This window comes from Mesorhizobium sp. M1338, assembly GCF_040318045.1.
Lineage (GTDB): Bacteria > Pseudomonadota > Alphaproteobacteria > Rhizobiales > Rhizobiaceae > Mesorhizobium.
In genome coordinates, this window is the sequence record NZ_JAMYLL010000009.1 from 47504 (window position 1) to 65511 (window position 18008).

The 18008-nt window shown below is 65.7% G+C and carries 21 protein-coding genes; 10 read left to right on the forward strand and 11 right to left on the reverse strand.

Annotated features, from left to right (window positions below):
* Positions 1 to 97 precede the first annotated feature (97 nt).
* From NKH19_RS11630 to NKH19_RS11640, 3 genes are all read right to left on the reverse strand, one after another.
* Positions 98 to 1141, reverse strand: coding sequence for an RNA polymerase subunit sigma-70 (locus NKH19_RS11630; protein ID WP_352871434.1), 1044 nt, complete (start codon positions 1139 to 1141; stop codon positions 98 to 100).
* 42 nt (positions 1142 to 1183) lie between these two features.
* Positions 1184 to 1930 (reverse strand): SDR family NAD(P)-dependent oxidoreductase, encoded by a 747-nt coding sequence (locus NKH19_RS11635; protein WP_352871435.1) that lies wholly within the window; start codon positions 1928 to 1930, stop codon positions 1184 to 1186.
* Between the two features lie 150 nt (positions 1931 to 2080).
* Entirely contained in the window at positions 2081 to 2833 is a 753-nt protein-coding gene (locus NKH19_RS11640) for a pseudouridine synthase (RefSeq protein ID WP_352871509.1), read from the reverse strand.
* Between the two features lie 160 nt (positions 2834 to 2993).
* Here NKH19_RS11640 and NKH19_RS11645 point away from each other — a divergent pair, with 160 nt between their 5' ends.
* Positions 2994 to 3122, forward strand: a complete 129-nt coding sequence (locus NKH19_RS11645; RefSeq protein ID WP_352871436.1) for a hypothetical protein — start codon at positions 2994 to 2996, stop codon at positions 3120 to 3122.
* A 40-nt stretch (positions 3123 to 3162) separates the two neighbouring features.
* On the opposite strand, the gene NKH19_RS11650 is transcribed toward NKH19_RS11645, so the two are convergent.
* A complete protein-coding gene (locus NKH19_RS11650; protein WP_352871438.1) occupies positions 3163 to 3996 on the reverse strand; it encodes a helix-turn-helix transcriptional regulator in 834 nt (277 codons plus the stop codon).
* Between the two features lie 90 nt (positions 3997 to 4086).
* Here NKH19_RS11650 and NKH19_RS11655 point away from each other — a divergent pair, with 90 nt between their 5' ends.
* Positions 4087 to 4977: an SDR family oxidoreductase gene (locus NKH19_RS11655; protein ID WP_352871439.1), complete on the forward strand. Its 891-nt coding sequence runs from the start codon at positions 4087 to 4089 to the stop codon at positions 4975 to 4977.
* Positions 4978 to 5052: 75 nt separating this feature from the next.
* Here NKH19_RS11655 and NKH19_RS11660 read toward each other — a convergent pair whose 3' ends face one another.
* Positions 5053 to 5751: a RibD family protein gene (locus NKH19_RS11660; protein WP_352871440.1), complete on the reverse strand. Its 699-nt coding sequence runs from the start codon at positions 5749 to 5751 to the stop codon at positions 5053 to 5055.
* 465 nt (positions 5752 to 6216) lie between these two features.
* Here NKH19_RS11660 and NKH19_RS11665 point away from each other — a divergent pair, with 465 nt between their 5' ends.
* The 4 genes from NKH19_RS11665 to NKH19_RS11680 all read left to right on the forward strand — a co-directional run bounded on the left by NKH19_RS11665 (position 6217) and on the right by NKH19_RS11680 (position 10331).
* A complete protein-coding gene (locus NKH19_RS11665; RefSeq protein ID WP_352871441.1) occupies positions 6217 to 7164 on the forward strand; it encodes a substrate-binding domain-containing protein in 948 nt (315 codons plus the stop codon).
* A 250-nt stretch (positions 7165 to 7414) separates the two neighbouring features.
* A complete protein-coding gene (locus tag NKH19_RS11670) occupies positions 7415 to 8980 on the forward strand; it encodes a sugar ABC transporter ATP-binding protein (protein ID WP_352871442.1) in 1566 nt (521 codons plus the stop codon).
* On the forward strand, positions 8977 to 9987 hold the full coding sequence (locus NKH19_RS11675) for an ABC transporter permease (RefSeq protein ID WP_352871444.1): 1011 nt from the start codon (positions 8977 to 8979) through the stop codon (positions 9985 to 9987). The genes NKH19_RS11670 and NKH19_RS11675 overlap by 4 nt, the downstream gene beginning before the upstream one ends.
* 83 nt (positions 9988 to 10070) lie before the next feature.
* Positions 10071 to 10331 carry a hypothetical protein gene (locus NKH19_RS11680; RefSeq protein ID WP_352871445.1) on the forward strand — a complete coding sequence of 87 codons (261 nt, stop codon included), beginning with the start codon at positions 10071 to 10073 and terminating at the stop codon, positions 10329 to 10331.
* 193 nt (positions 10332 to 10524) lie between these two features.
* On the opposite strand, the gene NKH19_RS11685 is transcribed toward NKH19_RS11680, so the two are convergent.
* Positions 10525 to 10887, reverse strand: coding sequence for a hypothetical protein (locus NKH19_RS11685; RefSeq protein ID WP_352871446.1), 363 nt, complete (start codon positions 10885 to 10887; stop codon positions 10525 to 10527).
* 186 nt (positions 10888 to 11073) lie between these two features.
* Between NKH19_RS11685 and NKH19_RS11690 the strand changes: the two genes are divergently transcribed.
* Positions 11074 to 11376: a hypothetical protein gene (locus NKH19_RS11690; protein WP_352871447.1), complete on the forward strand. Its 303-nt coding sequence runs from the start codon at positions 11074 to 11076 to the stop codon at positions 11374 to 11376.
* 56 nt (positions 11377 to 11432) lie between these two features.
* Here the strand turns inward: NKH19_RS11690 and NKH19_RS11695 are convergent, their stop codons facing one another.
* Complete coding sequence (locus NKH19_RS11695; protein ID WP_352871448.1) at positions 11433 to 12137, reverse strand: XRE family transcriptional regulator; 705 nt, start codon at positions 12135 to 12137, stop codon at positions 11433 to 11435.
* Between the two features lie 311 nt (positions 12138 to 12448).
* Here NKH19_RS11695 and NKH19_RS11700 point away from each other — a divergent pair, with 311 nt between their 5' ends.
* Together NKH19_RS11700 and NKH19_RS11705 are read left to right on the forward strand one after the other, a co-directional pair.
* Entirely contained in the window at positions 12449 to 12604 is a 156-nt protein-coding gene (locus tag NKH19_RS11700) for a hypothetical protein (protein ID WP_352982118.1), read from the forward strand.
* A gap of 114 nt (positions 12605 to 12718) precedes the next feature.
* Complete coding sequence (locus NKH19_RS11705) at positions 12719 to 13402, forward strand: GcrA cell cycle regulator (RefSeq protein ID WP_352871451.1); 684 nt, start codon at positions 12719 to 12721, stop codon at positions 13400 to 13402.
* A gap of 242 nt (positions 13403 to 13644) precedes the next feature.
* Here the strand turns inward: NKH19_RS11705 and NKH19_RS11710 are convergent, their stop codons facing one another.
* Both NKH19_RS11710 and NKH19_RS11715 read right to left on the reverse strand, forming a co-directional pair.
* The gene (locus NKH19_RS11710) at positions 13645 to 13953 is read right to left on the reverse strand and encodes a DUF982 domain-containing protein (protein WP_352871511.1); all 309 of its coding nucleotides are present in this window, start codon (positions 13951 to 13953) and stop codon (positions 13645 to 13647) included.
* Between the two features lie 108 nt (positions 13954 to 14061).
* Positions 14062 to 14343: a DUF982 domain-containing protein gene (locus NKH19_RS11715; RefSeq protein WP_352871452.1), complete on the reverse strand. Its 282-nt coding sequence runs from the start codon at positions 14341 to 14343 to the stop codon at positions 14062 to 14064.
* A gap of 325 nt (positions 14344 to 14668) precedes the next feature.
* On the opposite strand from NKH19_RS11715, the gene NKH19_RS11720 reads away from it, so the two are divergent.
* Entirely contained in the window at positions 14669 to 15265 is a 597-nt protein-coding gene (locus NKH19_RS11720) for a DUF6456 domain-containing protein (RefSeq protein ID WP_352871453.1), read from the forward strand.
* A 59-nt stretch (positions 15266 to 15324) separates the two neighbouring features.
* Here the strand turns inward: NKH19_RS11720 and NKH19_RS11725 are convergent, their stop codons facing one another.
* Positions 15325 to 15633, reverse strand: a complete 309-nt coding sequence (locus NKH19_RS11725; RefSeq protein WP_352871454.1) for a hypothetical protein — start codon at positions 15631 to 15633, stop codon at positions 15325 to 15327.
* A 280-nt stretch (positions 15634 to 15913) separates the two neighbouring features.
* The gene (locus NKH19_RS11730; RefSeq protein WP_352871456.1) at positions 15914 to 17896 is read right to left on the reverse strand and encodes an acyltransferase family protein; all 1983 of its coding nucleotides are present in this window, start codon (positions 17894 to 17896) and stop codon (positions 15914 to 15916) included.
* Between the last annotated feature and the right edge of the window lie 112 nt (positions 17897 to 18008).

Here is an 18008-nt window from a genome sequence, read left to right on the forward strand (position 1 = left end):
CCGTGGTTGGGGGATGCTTCGGCCAATTCCAAATGTCTCTGCTTGTCGAACTTCCTGATCGCCTCGGCAGCTTTCTGTCAGGAGATGGATGCGATGATCATTTGTTCGGCTCGGGCCAGACGGGCGGCAGGCCGAAGGCGGCGAACAGGTCGGGACCGAGCGGACCAACATAAACAGTCAGCGAGGCGATCTGGCCGTCGGCCGGCTCGATCACATGCAGTGACTGCGCGCGCCACTCGGGATCCTGGTGGCGCCGCGCATAGATCGCGACGGAGGGCTGGCCGTTGGCCCTGGTGGCGACCGCATGGTAGCCGGCGAAATTGGCCCAGACAGTCTCGAAGAAAGTTCGGATCGCCCGGCGTCCCCGGTACCAGTCCAGCCATGGCGGCATGTGGTAGGTGGCGTCCTCGCGCAGCAATTCGACGAAGTCGTCGAGATTGGCGGCCTGCCAGGCCTGCATGTAGCGCTCGAGCAGCAGGCGCTCCTCGCGGTTGGGCCGATCGCGCTGTAGGGGTCGTCCTTGGGGATAGCGCGTCACCAGCGTTGCGCGGGCACGCTGCAGGGCGCTGTTGATCGAGGTGGTTGAGCCGCCCAGCAATTGCGCCGTCTCGAGCGCCGACCAGCCCAGGACATCGCAGAGCAAAAGGGCGGCGCGCTGCCTGGGCGGCAAAAGCTGGATCGCGGCGACGAAGGCAAGCTGCACGGCTTCGCGGGTCTCGTAGCGCGCTTCCGGACCGGGTTCGCCGTCGACGAGATCGGGCAGCTCGACGTCCGGGTAGGGCTCCAGCCATGCGAGCTCGGCGGCGGGTCCGCCGGCGGCGCGCCCCTCGGTCGGCGGCCGTCCGGGCGGTTCGAGAATGCGATACGCCGTGGATCTTGCCTTGATGGCGTTGAGGCAACTGTTGGTAGCGATCGTGTAGAGCCAGCCGCGCGGCGAACCGCGCCCGTCGAATTGCGAACGGCCGCGCCAGGCTTTCAGGAACGTCTCCTGGACGAGGTCGTCTGCCTCGTGCAGCGAACCCATCATCCGGTAGCAGTGCAGCTTGAGCTCGCGGCGGTGGGCCGTTGTCAGGCGCTCGAAGGCCAGCCGATCGAGGATCGGCTGGCCCAGCGGCTCAAGCGGGCCGGGAGCATCTGTCATAGCGAGCCTGCAGTGCTGATTTCGGCCGGCATCCTGCGCGCCTCATGCTGCCGCCGCAAGGCCGCTGCCGCTCACCGTGAAGGAGACGCCTTGCAGCCTGCCGCCGGCGAGCGTGACCACGGCGCGCCCGACATCGGCCGGCGTCTGCACATCGGTCATGCTGGCCAGAAAATCCGCCGGGCTGATCCCGAGATAGGCCGAAACGCCTGTAATGCCGTGTTGGCCGACGCCGGTGCCGGCCATGATGCGCATCGGCACTAGCGCCATGAAGCGAAGGCCAAGGCCCAGCCGGTCGGCCTCCTTCTGGCTGTGGGCGGCAAGAAACATCTGCATGCGCTTGGCGCCGGAATAGCCGCCGGAATTCGGCGGCCCGCCGCTGAGCGCGGCGCCGCTGGAAATCAGCACTACGCGGCTGCCCGGCTTCAGCCTGCCCTGGAGTGCCGCCTTGCAGAACAGGAAGGATGCCTTGACGTCCATGTCCCAGTTGGCGGAAAAGTCCTCCCAGTTTTGTTCCGGGATAGGCGCTGATGGGGCCAGCGCGCCGGCGCAGATCACCAGCACGTCAGGCTGCAGCGCTGCGAACACCGCCTCGGGCGCCGTGTCCTGCGTGGCGTCGGCGGCAAGCGTCTTCACCCTGGGGTGCTCCCAGGACAGTTCCTGAAGGGGTTCCGTGCCACGGGCGACGGCGAGCACGGTCGCGCCCTCGCTCAACACCGTTTCGACGATGGCGCGGCCGACACCCCGGCTGCCTCCAACAACAACGACATTCTGACCTTGTAACGATCCCATGGATCACCTCGCTTTTGCGGCCCGGAGGATTCCGGTGCCTGTAGGTGAAGACAGCGGAGGTGGGTGGGAATCATCGGTGAGGTGCAAAAGTTTTTTCTGCGGCGCTCTCAAGAACCCACCGCCACAGAACGCTACCTTGAGCCCGTTCGCTTACCCGCTCAGCAGCGCGAGTTCCTCCGGCGTTAGATGCCGCGCGCTCCCCTTGGCGAGGTCGCCAAGCTGCAGCCGGCCGATGGCGATGCGGATCAGGCGCAGCACCTCGATGCCATGCGCCGCGAGCAGGCGGCGGATGTGGCGGTTGCGGCCTTCGTCGAGCACGATCTCCAGCCAGGCGGTGCGGCCACCGCTGCGCAAAAGCTCGATCGAACTGGCGGTCAGGGTCTCGCCGTCGACGGTCACGCCCGCGCGGAACTTGTCCAGCATCGCCTCATCCGGCACCGTGCCGATCTGCACGTGGTAGGTCTTGGGCAAATGCGAGGCCGGATCCATCAGCCGGTTCGCAAATTGTGTGTCGTTGGTCATCAACAGCAGGCCTTCGCTGGCCTTGTCGAGGCGGCCGACCGGAGAGACGAAGGGTAAATCGAGCCCTTCGAGGCAGGCATAGACGGTGTCGCGCTGTTGCGGGTCGTCGCGGGTGGTGACCAGCCCGCGCGGCTTGTTGAGGATGAGATAGACCTTGCGCTCGGCAACAATTTGCTCACCGTCGAGGACGATGCGGTCGCGGTTGAGGTCGACGCGCAGTGAGGCATTGCGCACCACCTTGCCGCCGACGCGCACGCGGCCTTCCGCGATCAGCACCTCGGCCTGCGTGCGCGAGCACAGGCCGAGCTTCGACAGCGCGCGGTTTAAGCTGACGCCGGGCGCCGCCTGCCTGCCGCTTGGTGGTGTCCGCCGTGGTGTCATGGTGCCGTCTGTGTTGGTGGAGCCGACAGATGCCACGGGCCGCGATGGCTTCGCAAGCCGTGCTGCTGCCTTCGTGCGCAGGGCATGAAGCAGTGAAGGCATCCGCACCGCCTGGAACGGCGATATTGTCGCCGCTGCATACGCGGTAGACTTGCACCGCATGAATGAGTCTGCCGCGCCGATCATCAAGACAATCGTCATCGCCGCCGCGCCGGCCAGCGTCTGGCATGCCAATCTCTACTGGGGGCCGACCTTGCAGATCCTGAAGGCGGTCTGCGAGCGCGCTTGAGGGCGGCGGGCGTCATCGCGGCGGATGGGTCATCCTGCCCTTACTCTTTGGGGTGTCGGGCGAGAGCCAGCGCGCGAATACGATCGGCGACGGCGCTGTCGACCGGGTTGTAGACGGTCAGGCTCAAATCCGGCCGGCCGTCGACCGCGAACCCCGAATATTCCAGCTCGATATCGCCGAGTTCCGGGTGCTTCAGGCGCTTTGTCCCGTCGCCGTGGCTGAGCACGTCGTTTTCGCGCCACAGCGCGGCAAACTCGGGGCTGACGCTGCAAAGCTCGTCAACGAGCTGGGCGACCTCTGAGACCGCGCCGGCGCGGGCCGCATCGGCGCGGAACGCTCCCACCACGAAACGGGCGAGGCCTTCCCAATCGTGCTGCTTGGCACGGATGACAGGGCTGCGGAACATGAAGCGCAGGATGTTGCGCTGGCCGGCGGGCAGGGCGCTGTAGTCGGTCAGCACGACCTGCGCGGCGCGGTTCCAGGCAACGACGTCCCAGGTGGCGGTCTTGATCAAAGCGGGGCTGGCATCGAGCGTGTCGATGAGGCGCTGCAGCCGGGGGCTGACGCCCTCGACGCCCCTGTAGCGGACCTCGGGCGGGCGCCCCAGCCCGAGCATGAAAAGATGTTCGCGTTCCGCCTCGGTCAGCAGCAGGCCCTTGGCGATGCGGTTGAGGACATCGGCCGAGGGCGCACCGCCTCGGCCCTGTTCCAGCCAGGTGTACCAGGTCGGGCTGATGTTGGCGCGCTGGGCGACCTCTTCGCGGCGCAGCCCCGGCGTGCGCCTGCGCCCGGAAAACCCGAACGATGCGGGATCGAGCCGGGTGCGCCGGTCTTTCAGGAACGCTGCCAGTGAGCCGGCGGAATTGGAGGGCATCCTGTTAGCCATTATACCATGATAGGGTCACTACTTTAATAGAATAATAGACCAGCAATATTACGCAGGCAACTATGCAGGAGATTTTGCATGCGTATCTTTCTCACCGGCGCGACCGGTTTCATCGGGTCGGCGATTGTTCCCGAACTCATCAACGCGGGCCACCAGGTGGTCGGCGTGACCCGCTCCGACGCCGGCGCCGAGGCGCTTGCCGCAGCCGGCGCCGAAGTGCATCGCGGAACCCTCGAGGATCCCGAGGGCTTGCGTGACGGCGCGGCCAAGGCGGAGGCCGTGATCCATACGGCGTTCGATCATGATTTTTCGCGGTTTGCCGACAACTGCGAAAAGGACAAGCGCGTCATCGCGGCACTCGGCGCCGCACTCGCCGGATCCGACCGGCCGCTGGTGATCACCTCCGGCGTCGGCATGGGCGGCCCCGGACACGGCCAGTTGGCCAGCGAGGACGTCTTCAACACCAGCCATCCCAATCCGCGCATCGCGTCGGAACTGGCCGGCAATGCCTTGCTGGAGGCAGGCGTCAATTTGTCGGTGGTGCGGCTGCCGCAGGTCCACAACCCGGTCAAACAGGGCCTCATCTCGCCGCTTATCGAGATCGCGCGTCAGAAGGGCGTCTCGGCCTATGTCGGCGAAGGCCGCAATCGCTTCTCCGCGGGCCATCTCCTCGACGCGGCGCGCCTCTATCGTCTCGCCGTGGAAAAGCGGCAGCCCGGCGCGCGCTATCACGCCGTCGGCGAGGAAGGCGTCGAGGTGCGCGAGATCGCCGCGACGGTTGGCCGGGGCCTGAAATTGCCGGTCGTTTCGATACCGCCGGAAAAGGCGGCGGAGCATTTCGGCTGGATGGGGATGTTCGCGTCCATGGATCTGCCGGCCTCCAGCCAGCTGACCCAGGCTCGGCTCGGCTGGCATCCGACCGGCCCGACGCTGATCGCCGATCTCGAAGCCATGCAATACGCCGCCTGACGGGCTGAAGCCTCGGCGACAAGGCTGGCGAGATACGGCTGGTAACAGTCAGGTTACCGGCCGTTTTGCGAGCGCTCAACCAGGCGTGACGGCGTAGCGCAGATGGACGACCCCGTGCGTCAGCGCCTCGCAGCTCTTCAGGGACAACTGCGTCTTGCCCGCCAGGCCGCTCTCGCCGAACTCGACGAAACCCTGGTTTGCCGCGCGCCCGTCGAGCGCCGGCGCGACGAGAAGGCTCAACTCATCGACGAGCCCTGCCGCGAGGAAAGAACCGTTGATGCCGGCACCGCCCTCGAGCAGCAGCCTGCGGATGCCGAATTCGCGGCCGAGAACCTCGACCATCGCCGAGAGATCGATGTCGGCGGTTTCCGCGACGACATAGGACACGCCGTCGGCGGCGAGCTCGGCCAGATGGCTGTCCGCGACGTCACGCCCGAGCAGCACCACGACATGGTCGCCGCCGATGTCGGGTTTGGAAAAGTGAAGCCTGCCCGAGGTATCGAGCGCCACGGCATAAATGCCCGCACCGGCCCGCGCGAAATGATAGGGCCGGTCGACCTTGCCGGCATTGGCCGGCGGATGCGCGACGGCCTTGCTCATCTCGGCCATGGTGACGCGGCCGACGATCCAGGCGTCGCCCGCGAGGTCATTGTGGATATGCTCATAGAGGCTCGACCATTCGGCCAGGGTGCCGTCGGGGCTCCTGGTGTAGCGGCTCGGGTGGAGGCTGCCGTCAAGGGATGCCAGCATATGGCAGATGATTTGCGGCTTCATGCAATTCTCCAAATCGTGGGCTTTGAAAGTTCAGGCCGTGTTGTCGTGCATATCGTTCTCCCAAAACCGGTGCCACTACTGGGCGATCCGCATTGTCCAGAAATAGTGCCGGACCCAGGGAATGGAAGCCAGGCGCGCCGATCATGCGAGACGGCCGCCACGCGGTGTTGGGGCAGCGCACCGGAGCCGATCGGCGAAGGGCAGGAAGCCCGCAATTCAAAAATCCGACAATTCCGATAAGTTGCCCGGCAGCTCTGTTATATCGATGTTGCACAAATGATTGACCCTGGGCTAGCATCCCCGCGCAGGCGTCGGTGGGAGGCTCTTTTTTACAGCGGCGGCCAGCTGGAGCGGCATGCGTTTTCGGGCGCAGGGAGGATGCTCCAACACTTTGAACCGACGCATGATCCTTCCTGAAACCGATCCCGGTTTTCGGGGGCGTGCGTTCTTGTGGAGGAGGATCCCATGAACAGACGCGAATTCCTGCTGTCGTCCGCGGCCTTTGGCGCCATGATGCTTGCCGCACCCTCGGTGTTTGCGCAGGACAAGCTCACCATCCTGGGCTCGGTGCCCAATCTCGGCTTTCCGTTCTTCGTGCACATGCTGAACGAGATCAAGGCGGAAGCCGCCGCGCAGGGCGTCAATTTGACCGAAAGCGACGGCCAGAACTCGGCCACCAAGCAGACCGCCGACATCGAGGCCGCCCTGGTGCAGAAGGTCAACGCCATCGTCATCTCGCCGCTCGACGTCAACGCGCTGGCGCCGGCGATCGAGGAAGCGGTCAAGGCCGGCGTTCCCGTGGTGACGATCGACCGCCGCGTCGACGGTGTCGAGGGTATTCTGGCCCATGTTGGCGCCGACAACGTCAAGGGCGGCGAGGCCGAAGCCCAGGCTATGGTGGCGGCGTTCCCCAACGGCGCCAAGATCTTCCATCTGCAGGGCCAGCCGGGTGCCGGCCCGGCGATCGACCGCAACAAGGGCGTGCACAATGTGCTCGATCCCCTGAAGGACAAGTACCAGATCGTCTTCGAGCAGACCGCCAATTTCGCCCGCGCCGAGGCGCTGTCGGTGACCGAGGCGGGGCTCGCCGCCAACGGCAAGCCGGACGCCATCGTCTGCGCCAATGACGATATGGCGCTGGGCGCCATGGAGGCCTGCGCGGCGCGCAACTTCACCGACGTCAAGATCTACGGCTTCGATGCGCTTCCCGAGGCGCTGGTCGCGGTGCGTGACGGCAAACTTGCCGGCACCGTCGAGCAATTCCCCGGCGAGCAGTCGCGCACGGCGGTCCGCATCGCGGTGGCGTTCGCCAAGGACAAGACCGAGCCCAAGGAGAAGCTGGTGCTGCTGACGCCGATCGTCATCGGCAAGGACAATCTCGACAAGGCGGAGCGGATTGGCGAGACGAAGTAGAACTTGGCGGGGATCGGCCGATTCGCAAAGCCGGCGGGACAGCACCCCCCTCTGTCCTGCCGGACATCTCCCCCGCAAGGGGGGAGATCGGCTGTTTGTTCTGCTTTCGCCAAATCTTCAACGCTGCAAGGAAGAGCGCCACAAATGACGCTGCCAATCTCCCCCCTTGCGGGGGAGATGTCCGGCAGGACAGAGGGGGGTGTTCAAGCGCTGACAGGGGCTGGTATGAACCGCAATCCGGGAGCACCCCTTGTCGCCAGCTGAAGCCAACGCCCCATCGCCCATCCTGCTCGCCGTCGAGGGCATCACCAAGCGTTTTTCCGGCGTGACCGCGCTGAGCGATGTCTCGCTCGACATCCGCACCGGCGAAATCCTCGGGCTGCTTGGCGAAAACGGCGCGGGCAAGTCGACGCTGCTGAAGATCCTGTCGGGCGTCATGCCGCCCTCCAGCGGGCACATCATCTTCGACGGGGCCGATTATCAGCCATCGAGCCCGCAGGATGCCAAGCGGCTCGGCATCGTCACCATCTATCAGGAGCTCAGCCTGATCCCGACGCTGACGGTGGCGGAGAACATTTTTATCGGCCGCGCGCCGCTCGGTCCGCTCGGACTGGTCAGCTGGCGGCGCATGGAGCGAGACTCCCGCGACATCATCGCCCGCGTCGGCCTGTCGATCGATCCGACGACACCGGTTTCAGCGCTGTCGGTGGCCGAACAGCAGCTGGTCGAGATTGCCCGTGCGCTGTCGCTGAAAAGCCGGCTGATCATCATGGACGAGCCGACATCGGCGCTGACCGAGACCGAGGTGCAGCGCCTGCTGTCGATCATGGATCGGCTGCGCAAGGACAAGGTCGCCATCATGTTCGTCACCCACCGGCTGGAGGAGGCCTCCGCCATCTGCGATCGCATGACGGTGCTGCGCGACGGCAGGCTGGCCGGGCATCTTAACCGCGAGGGTGGGCCAATCGCGCTGCCCAGGATCATCGAAAAGATGGTCGGCCGGGCGGCATCGGAGCTCTATGCGCGGCCGACGCAGCGCGCGGTCGCGGGTGATGTCGTGCTGTCGGTGCGCGGCCTGCGCACCGTGCGCGATCCCGAGGCGCCGCACGCCATCGTGCTCGACGGTGTCGACATCGACCTCAAGGCTGGCGAAATCCTCGGCGTCGCCGGCCTTGTCGGCTCGGGCCGCACGGAGCTGGCGCGCGCCATTTTCGGCGCCGACCGCATCGCGGCGGGTACGATCACGCTCGACGGCAAGCAAATCGCGCCGGCATCACCCGCCGATGCCATCGCGCTCGGCATCGGCCTGGTGCCGGAAGACCGCAAGCACCAGGCGATCTTTGCCGCACTCGGCATCCTGCCGAACTTTTCCGTCGCCTCGCTGGGCAGCTTCAGCAACGGCTTCGGCTTCATGGCCGAGCGGCGCGAGCGCGATGCGCTCGCCGGCTTCAGGAAGATGCTGTCGATCCGCATGGCTTCTGCCGAGCAGGCGATCGAGGGCCTGTCGGGCGGCAACCAGCAGAAGGTGGTCCTGGCACGCTGGCTGGCGCGCGATCCCAAGGTGCTGATCGTCGACGAGCCGACGCGCGGCGTCGATGTCGGAGCCAAGACGGAAGTGCACCAGATCCTGGTGCGGCTTGCGGCGCGCGGCATTGCGGTGATGATGATCTCGTCCGAACTGCCCGAGGTGCTGGCGGTTTCGGACCGCATCGTGACCATGCGCCGCGGACGCATCACCGGCGAGATGCCGGGCGTCGAGGCAAGCGAAGAAAGACTGATGGAACTGATGGCACTCGACCGCAAGGAGACACCATGAGCGTGGCGGAGGAACAGCGCGGCGGCATCAATTTCGCGCGGCTTTTGATGAGTTTCGGGCCGCTGCTGTTCCTGGTGGCTCTGATCGTCGTCTTCACCGTGCTGAAGCCGAGCTTCATGGACCCGATCAACCTGTTCAACATCACAAGGCAGATCTCGATCACCGGGCTGATCGCGCTCGGCATGACCTTCGTCATCCTGACCGCCGGCATCGACCTGTCGGTCGGCTCGCTGCTCGCCTTCTGCGGCATGGTCGCCGCCGTGGTGGCCAAGGGCGGCACCGCCAACACGCTGTCGCTGTCGACCTCCGGCACGCAAGGCTATGGCTGGTTCGCCGCGCTGCTCGCCGCCGTCGTTGTGGGGGCGGCGGCAGGCGGCGTGCAAGGGCTAGTCATCACCAGGCTGAAAGTGCCGCCCTTCGTCGTCACGCTGGGCGGGCTGACGGTGTTTCGCGGGCTGACGCTGACCATCTCCAATGGCGGCCCGATCTCGGGCTTCGACGCCTCGATGCGCTGGTTCGGCACCGGGCTGATCGGCCCCGTGCCGGTGCCGGCGCTCATCTTCGCGGCGGCCGCCATCCTGTGCCACATCGTGCTGCGCTACACGCGCTATGGCCGCGCCGTCTATGCCGTCGGCGGCAATGCCGAGGCGGCCCGCCTGTCAGGCCTGCGCGTCGACCGCATCCTGATCTCGGTTTACGTCATCGTCGGCTTCTTCGCCGGGCTCGCCGCCTTCGTGCTGTCGGCGCGGCTCAACTCATCCGAGGCGGTCGCCGGCATCGGCTACGAGTTGACGGTCATTTCGGCCGTCGTCATCGGCGGCACCTCGCTGTTCGGCGGCATCGGTTCGGTCGGCGGCACAGTGGTCGGCGCGGCATTGATCGGCGTGCTGCAGAACGGGCTGCAGTTCAACAACGTCTCCTCCTACACGCAAAGCATCGTCATCGGACTGATCCTGATCCTGGCGGTGGCGTTCGACCGGTGGCTGAAGTCGCGGGTGAGACGGTGAGAGAGGCGGGACGGGCGGCTACGCCGCCGGAGAGGCATTCGTCCAAGATGAGCAGGAAGTCATGAGGGCCCTTAGCCGAAAGGTTGGTAGGAAAGTCGATCAAGAGCATTGACAGCGGCGAGCCCGGATACGGAATTGGCATAAGCTTTTCCGATGAGGCGGGGACCACTGTAAATACCGAAGTGTCCGCACGTCTGGCGGATCACCATGCCAGATTGGTCGAACGTGTGACGATCACCAACGAGCAGGTGACCTTGCATCTCGCCGGCAACGGCTTTGTAGCCATTTCCTTGGATCGCGAGCGCTTCGCCGACGTGACCGAGGTGCGGGGCCTGGGAGGGTAGGGCGCCGAAGGCACCCGTCAGGCCCGGCGACGAACAAAGCGGCGATGGTTCCCGCGCCGGCCCTTATCCAGGTCTGAACCGTTGAGCGGGCAGTCTTGAACATTCCAAATCATGCACGTCGAACGATCGCCACCCGGGTGCAGTCTGGAAAGACAAGATAGCTGATGGAACCCGCAAATGGCTGGTCCAGTCCTCACGCCGCCTCGCGCGCCCAGAGCCGCTCGCTGTACCGCCGGAAGTAGCGCGCCACGAGCCGTTGCTGTTTGGCCCTGACGAGATCGGGCAGGCGCCGCTCCTGGCGCCAGCGCGGCATGTTGCGCCAGCAGGCGATGACGCGGGCGGCATCCTCGATGGCTTCCCCAGCCGATAGCGCCGGGCCGACCGCGGCCAGGAACAATATCTCCGACTGTTTCAGCTCGTCGATCATCGCCTTGCGCCTGATGTGATCCTGGCGGGCGTGGGCAATACCGTCGCGGCGGATGGCTTCGAAGGCTTCGAGCAGGGCAGGGCTGCCGCCGGTGTAACCGCAGGCGCGGGCGAAATCGGCGGCGTCCATCGTCACTCCCGGGCTTGATGTGGCGGTGGCTTACGCCTCCGACTTACATTTACGAGTTCATATAAGCATAACTCAAAGATATGTAGAAGAAAAACTTTTGGGAATGTTTGAAAACGGCGACTCGACTCCCGGCGCGAAACGCAGGAATATGCGAACAAATCAGGAACAAAAGGCGAAGGAGGGGCGATGGCATTGCCAGGCAGGGAACCAACAATCGCGCATGTCGCCTCGATCTCGGTCGAGTGCGCCGATTGCGGCCGCAACCGTTGGTGGCGGCCCGATCAGTTGAAGCGGTTCGGAGTGACGGGCAATACGCCGCTGGCCGCCTTGTCGGGCCGCATCGTCTGCTCGGCCTGCCGCGCCGACGGGCTGCCGGGAGCGACCGTTACGATCCAGGCGGCGTTCATCGACGAACGCCAGCGGGTGCGCAGCGAAGCGCGGATGCTGAGCGACCGGGAGGTGCCGCTGGAGGGGTCGCGGCGGGCTTGAGAAGGGCGCTGGTTCTGCCTTCTCCCCTTGTGGGAGAAGGAAGAGGCGCCCCACCTTCAATACCCCAGCAACTCCTTCAGCGGAATCACGCGCCAGACGTGCTTTATGGCGTAGCGGTTGAAGGTTAGCGTCTTTGGCGGATTGTACTGCTCGACCATCAGCTCACCCGCGGTGCGCTTGACCAGCTTCTTGATGAAGGCCTTGCCATTGCGCTCGTTTTCTTCCGGAAACGTCTCGATCACCACGTGGTCGCCGGGCACGGCGTCGCGGCCGCCGCAATAGATCAGGTCGCCGGGCTCGTAGCGCGGCACCATGGAATCACTCAGCACGTGCAGCGCGAACACTTTCGGCAGGTTGCGGACGCCCGGCGGGCGCTGGACGTAACCGGCTGGCTCACCGTTGAAGGTGAAATCGCCATCGTCGCCGCCGACGGCCGCGCCCAGCACCTCGATATCCATCGACCCGGCGGGCAAGGGTGCGGCATCGGTGACGATTTCGGCGTCGGCGACCGGGCCGGCATCGTCGAGGAAGACGACCTCGCCCCTGCCGAGTGCTACCGGATCGACGCGCAGGAAGGCGGCGGTCTTCAAGAGGTTCTCGGTCTTGGGCAGGTTGCGGCCGGTTTCCCAGTTGCCGACGGCGGCGACATCGGTGTCGTTGTGCTCGGCAATGTGGCGCATGACCAGGCCGCGCTGCTTGCGCGCCTTGCGGATCGCCGCCCCGACCTTGATCGACAGTTCCGTTTTTGCCATGGCACTCATGTGAGCGATGAAAGCGGCTCTCGTCTATGAAAGAATGGCTTGCATCTATTTTTGAGTTATGCTTATATATGGCCATGCAAAACCTGTCCAGCTTTCATGGTGCCGAGGCGCCTGCCTCACATGAGGCGCATCTGGCGCCTGTCGGCACCCTTCCGTCCTGGCCGTCCTCCTCCCCGGCCGGGGCGAAGCCCGAGGCTTGGTGCTTCAATGCACCAGCCTTGGGTCCGGTCCGCCCGTCCCTGGCGACCGGAACGGCCGGAGCCGCCGCTCCCCTCGGCTCCGGCCCCCAATTCGACCGGTATGGCGCTGGCTTGCCCGCCCGGTCGTGCATCCGCACCCAAGACGGCACCGTCATCCTGATCGACAGGCTGACGGGCAGGGCGGTTTCCGCTCCCGACAGAAAAACCGCCGAGGCGCGGCTTTCGCGCCTCGTCGAACCGGCCGGGCCGCGAAGCCGGTCCGGCTGAGCCAGCGCCCGCCGGCCCTCGAACCACAACCCCTTACCGCGATCCGGCCAACCGGGCCCGACCGCCTGCCTGGCGGCGCGCGGCCGAAGGCAGAACCTTGGATGGAGTCTGGAAATGGCAAGCTATACCGACGCGGAATTGCACGAGATCGCCCGCTGGCTGAAGGACGGGCTTTGCGCCTCCAGGATCGCGATGGCATTCAGCGCGCTGCGCGGCGCGCGCGTGTCGCGCAATGCCATCATCGGCATCGTGCACCGCAACGCCATGCTGGACGCGATCGGCTTTGCCAATGGCAAGGGGCCGCCGGTCGGGGCCAAGCGGGCCGCGGGCAAGTATGCTGGAAGCAAGCTGGCAAATGGCATGCCGGCGCAGGGCATGGCGAGCGCCAAGCCGGCCGCCGGCATGATCGACGCCGCCACCAGCGGTCCCGGCGTGTGCAAGACGGCCGCAGGGCCTAAGCGCGACCCTTCGCCGGCGTGGCTGCCGCCGCGCCTGTTCGTGCGCGAGGTGGGCGTGCTGATCGCCGACGGTGAGACCTACCGTTTCAAGGTGCCGGTGCCGCCGCGTGCGCCCGTCGGCCGCCAGCCGCATGGCGTGGCGATGCGTTTCATCGACTGCCTGTTTTCCCGCTGCCGCGCGCCGCTGGACCTGGCGCTGCAAGAGGACCCCGATAACGACGTGCCGGGCGGCCGGCCGGACGCCGACATGCTGTGCTGCGGCATGCGGACTGGGGCGCTGAAAAGCTACTGCACCTACCACCAGGCGCGCTTCCAGCGCCGCGTGTTTGTGGCGGGATGAGCATCCCTTTTCCGTTCACGGGGAGAAGTGCCGGCAGGCGGATGAGGGACGGCGCGCTGACGTGGCGGATTGAGAGCGGATATGAACTTCAAGCGTCCGATGCCAATTGCGAAGCGCTGGCGCCGCCCCCAATTGCCCTGCCGGGCGTTCGTTGTTCGAAAAGCCAAGCAATTGGCTTTTCGTCCCCTGCGCGGACCACGCCTCGTAAACGGGGAGAAAGAGGCGGAAAAGCCGCCGCAAGCCTATTTAGGCACCTGCCGACCCTGTTTGGGCATGCGGCCTTGCATGGTCTTGGCCTCGAGCGTCATGGCTGGCCCACCTTCGGCCACCAGTATGTTGGCCACCCGGGCAAAGCCGGTGAACACTTTCATGGCGTCGGCTTCGGAAATCTGCGCGGCGATTGCCGCGCCGCAGGCGTTGAGGGCGCTGCGGTACACATGACCGCGCCGCTCAAGCGGCCAGCGCTGCAGGAAATCGGCGGCTTCGCTGACGCTGTCGATCTCTTCGATCTCCCCGTCCATCCGCACCTTGAGCGGCACTCCTGTCTTCATGGTACCCACGGCGTTCACCTTCGCTCTGCGCGCGGCTTCAGCTACCGCGCTCGTAAACGCGCCGCGCCGGCGGGCGGTTGCATCAATTTTTCGGCCCGTGCGCGCCTCTCACGGGCTGGTCACGGCGTCCAGCCAGTCATGGGCGCGGCTTTTCGGCTTGGTCACCAGTATGTTCTGTTGCCTGGCCGCCTTGGTGAGGGCGTTGAAGGCGATGCGCTGGCAGCAGGTGCCGTCGACGGCGAGCGCAACGAGCCGGGCCGCCTCGACATAGCCAGGTGCTGTCTTGTCGGGCCATTTCTGCCTGAGCGCCCCGGCGGCCTCGGCCACCGAGCCGACCAGCATGGTTGTGTTGTCGCAAAAGCGCAGGGTAACCGGCATGAAGGCTGTCATCGGCATCTCTCCCGTAGACGCGGCATAACGTCGAAAATTCGCGCTGGTTCCATTAGCCCGGATGTCGGCATGGAGGCGCTGCCATCCAGCGAACGGCCCTTCATGCAGCTTTATGTCTCCAATTTCATCGGCGACATGTTGCTACTCTCCACCGATCGGGTCGGCGCCTACATGCTGCTCTTGTTGGCGATGATAGGTCGGCGGGACAGCCCTGGCCTGCCGGCCATCTTCCCACGAGGGGAGAGAATGGCCCGGCAGGGCAGAGGGGCGCGCAAAGGATCGCCAGTTCCATTCCATCCCAACACCCTAACCGAGGACCTCAGCCATGCCCAGGAAAACCAAAGCCGCCAAACCGCAGGCGCCGAAACTGCCGAAGGGCGAGGCCGAGCAGGTGCGCATTCGCCGCGAGGTCGGCCATGATTTCGCGCTCAGGGATGACGCCTTCGGCCGCAAGCGGCTGGCCGCCGGCACGCTGGAGGCAAGGCGGGTCTACGAGGTGTCGAATGACGGCTTCACATCCACCGGCGGCATCGTGCGGATGCGCACCATCGATCCGCTGATCGGCATCACCTCGCTGTCGCGCCAGCAGCGCGAGGCCGGGCTGCGCTACCGCGAGGATTTCCGCTGCAGCCAGCAGGCAAGCGTCAAGCCGATGCGCTGGACCGAGCGCGTCGATGGCGGCCACCACGGCGGTGGCATCGCCGACAGCGTGCTCGACGCCGGCCGTGCCCACGCCGCCGCCACCAGGGCGCTGGGCCACTGGGAGGTGGCCGCCGTGGTCCAGAAGGTCTGCTGCGCCGGTGGGTCCATCAAGGGGGTGGCGGAGCAGACCGGCGAGGGCCGGGATGTGGTGACGAAGCTGCTGAAGGTCGGGCTGGATCTGCTGGCGGTGCACTATGGGATGATGATGGGGAGGCGGTAAATGGGGCAAGAGGCGATCCGACCGGCAATGCCGGCCGGATCGGTTTTCACAAGATCAGGTTATCCGCAGACGCGAATCTCCTCGATGATCCTGTGATGGTGGCGCCAGTGCCTCACCAGTTCGATGTGGCAACGGTGGTGTCGGTGGTGTCGGTGGTAATAACGCGGCCTGTAGCCGTTGTCGTAAGTGTCGTACTGGTAATAAGGACGATACACATAGCGATCGCCGTAGTCACCGTAATAGTCGTCGTAATAGTTGTCGGCATAGCCACCGATGCCGATAGTGATACGACTGCGGGCATCAGCGGGGGCAATCATCGCCGCCGCCGAAGCAATGGCGATAACCGAAACAAGCAGGAGCTTCTTCATAGCTACCTCCTTTTCAAGGTTGACCTAATATAACCCCCGAGACGCGGCCGCGTTCCACGGATTCGTAAGACAAAGGATACGGATACCGGCGCGCGAGAGCCCTGGACCGCTGCGGTCGGTGTTCCTGGCGCGCCATCAAAAGAAATTTTCCGGCATGCATTGATTGGCAGGGCCGGGTCCACCCCTCATGTGCCTGCCACCCGGCCTTTCGCAGGCTCAGGGCGTCCGAGAAAAGCCAAACAATTGGCTTTCGCTGCGCGAGCCGCTTCTCACCCCACTCTCAAAACAGCGCCTGCTCCAACGGTCCCTCCAGCGTCTCGGCAAAGGCTGTTGCCAGATGATGCCGGTCACGAAACGCGAGTTGGCCCGATATGACGACATGGCAGGCGGTCGGGCCGCAGAAGCGGTCGGTGAGGTCGATGTAGCGCGTGTCAGGCACGCTGTTCACGACGGCGCGCTCGGCGGCCGCGGCGCTGTCGTTGGCGGCCTCGATCCTGGGCGTGTCGCAGTGCGGCGAGGGTGCTTCGCGCCACCACAAAGCGCGCGCCACGCAGGAATCGGCGAAGCTGGCGTTGATCGGCGTGTCGCGAATGACAGCCGTCTCGACGCCGGCCCGGCTGAATGCCTGCAAGGTCGAGCGCAGGCCGGCCTGCCAGCGCGCTGTTTCGGCTGCGCGGCTGGTGGCGGGCATGTCGCGGATCAGATTGCCGATCGAGAATTCGGAGATCACCACCAGGCGCGGCTTGAGGCGGATGATGTCTGATATCGCCTGCTCGCGCCAAGCGTCGCATTCCGTGTAGTCGCGCTTCAGCACGGCATTGAAGGTGGAGAGCCGCGAGGCGCGGCACGAGGATTTGAGATAGGTGATCACCTTGGTGTCGTTGCGCTTCGCCGCTTCGATCAGCGGCGTCGACCAGTGATCGGCATGCGAATCGCCGAACAGCACGATGGTGTGGGTGGCGTCCGCCGCGCCGAACACGCAAGGTTTTGGCGTCACCGTGTGGAAGTCGAGCAGGCAGCTCTTGTCGGTGGCGCGCACGATGGAAGGTTTTTCGGCCGCCTGCTCGATGCCGCGCTGCGCAGTGTCGATGTTGCGCGCGGCCAGGTGCGCATTGGCATAGGCGACCGCCACGCCGGCACCGGTGAGGGCAACGGCCGGGATCAGCGCCCGGGCGCCCGCCGCCAGCCAAGCGCCACGCCGGGCGGGGTTCTCGATCAGATGATAGGTGAGCACCGACAGCGACAGCGCCAGCACGCCGCAGCCCAGTCGCTGCTGGACGGATAGGTCCGGCACCAGCATGCCGGCATAGACGATGACCGGCCAGTGCCACAGGTAGAGTGAATAGGAGAGCGTGCCGATCCATTGCAAAGGCGGCAGCGACAGAGCGGCGGCCGGCGCAAAAGCCTGCCAGCCGGTCCGCTGTTCGGCCTGCCTGCCGGTCTGTTCCGCGCCGGCGCCGCTCAGCAGCACCAGCACGGTGCCGGCAACCGGCAGCAGGGCACGCCAGCCGGGGAAGGGCAGGTTCTCGCTCAACAAGAGATACGCCGCCGCGATCAGCACCAGGCCGAGCCAGCCCAGTGCAGCCAGCAGCCCTGCGCGGCACCGCAGGAAAGCCACCGGCGCCAGCGTCGCCAGGCCGCCGACGGCGAACTCCCAGGCGCGCAGCGGCGAGAAATAGAACGCCCAGGCAGGTGCTGCGCTGGTCAGCCACAGGCAGGCGGCGAACGAGGCGAGGCCGGCGACGCCGATTAAGGCCGCAGCCGTTCGCCGGCCAGGACGCAGCCATGCGGCCAGCAGAAGCAGTGCCGGCCAGGCCAGGTAGAACTGCTCCTCCACCGACAGCGACCAGAAGTGGATGAACGGATTGCTGGCGGCATCGGCGGCGAAATAATCGAACGACCAGCGCAGCAGCCACAAATTGATGGTGTAGGCGGAGGCAAACATGGCGCCGCGCGAGTAGAGCGCCTGCTCTTGCGGCGCCAGGATGAAGTAGCCGGCGGCGAGCGTGGCCAGGATGACGAACAGGGCTGCCGGCAGAAGCCGCCGCGCGCGCCTGGCATAGAAGCGCCAGAGATCGAGCCGGCCGGTCTCGGCGATCTCCCGCATGAGGTGGGTTGATATCAGCCAGCCGGAAATGACGAAGAAGATATCGACGCCGGCAAAGCCGCCGGGCAGCGCGGTGAGGCCGAAATGATAGGCGACGACGCCGCCGACGGCGAGGGCGCGCAATCCTTGTATGTCCGGCCGGAACGCAGCTGCCACGATAAATCCTTCGTGCAAGCCCAGCCCAGCCCTTGGCAGTGTGGATCAATCGGGCTGATATCGCAATGCAACAAATCTATCGCAGTGCAACATGGCGGAATAGGGAGGCGAC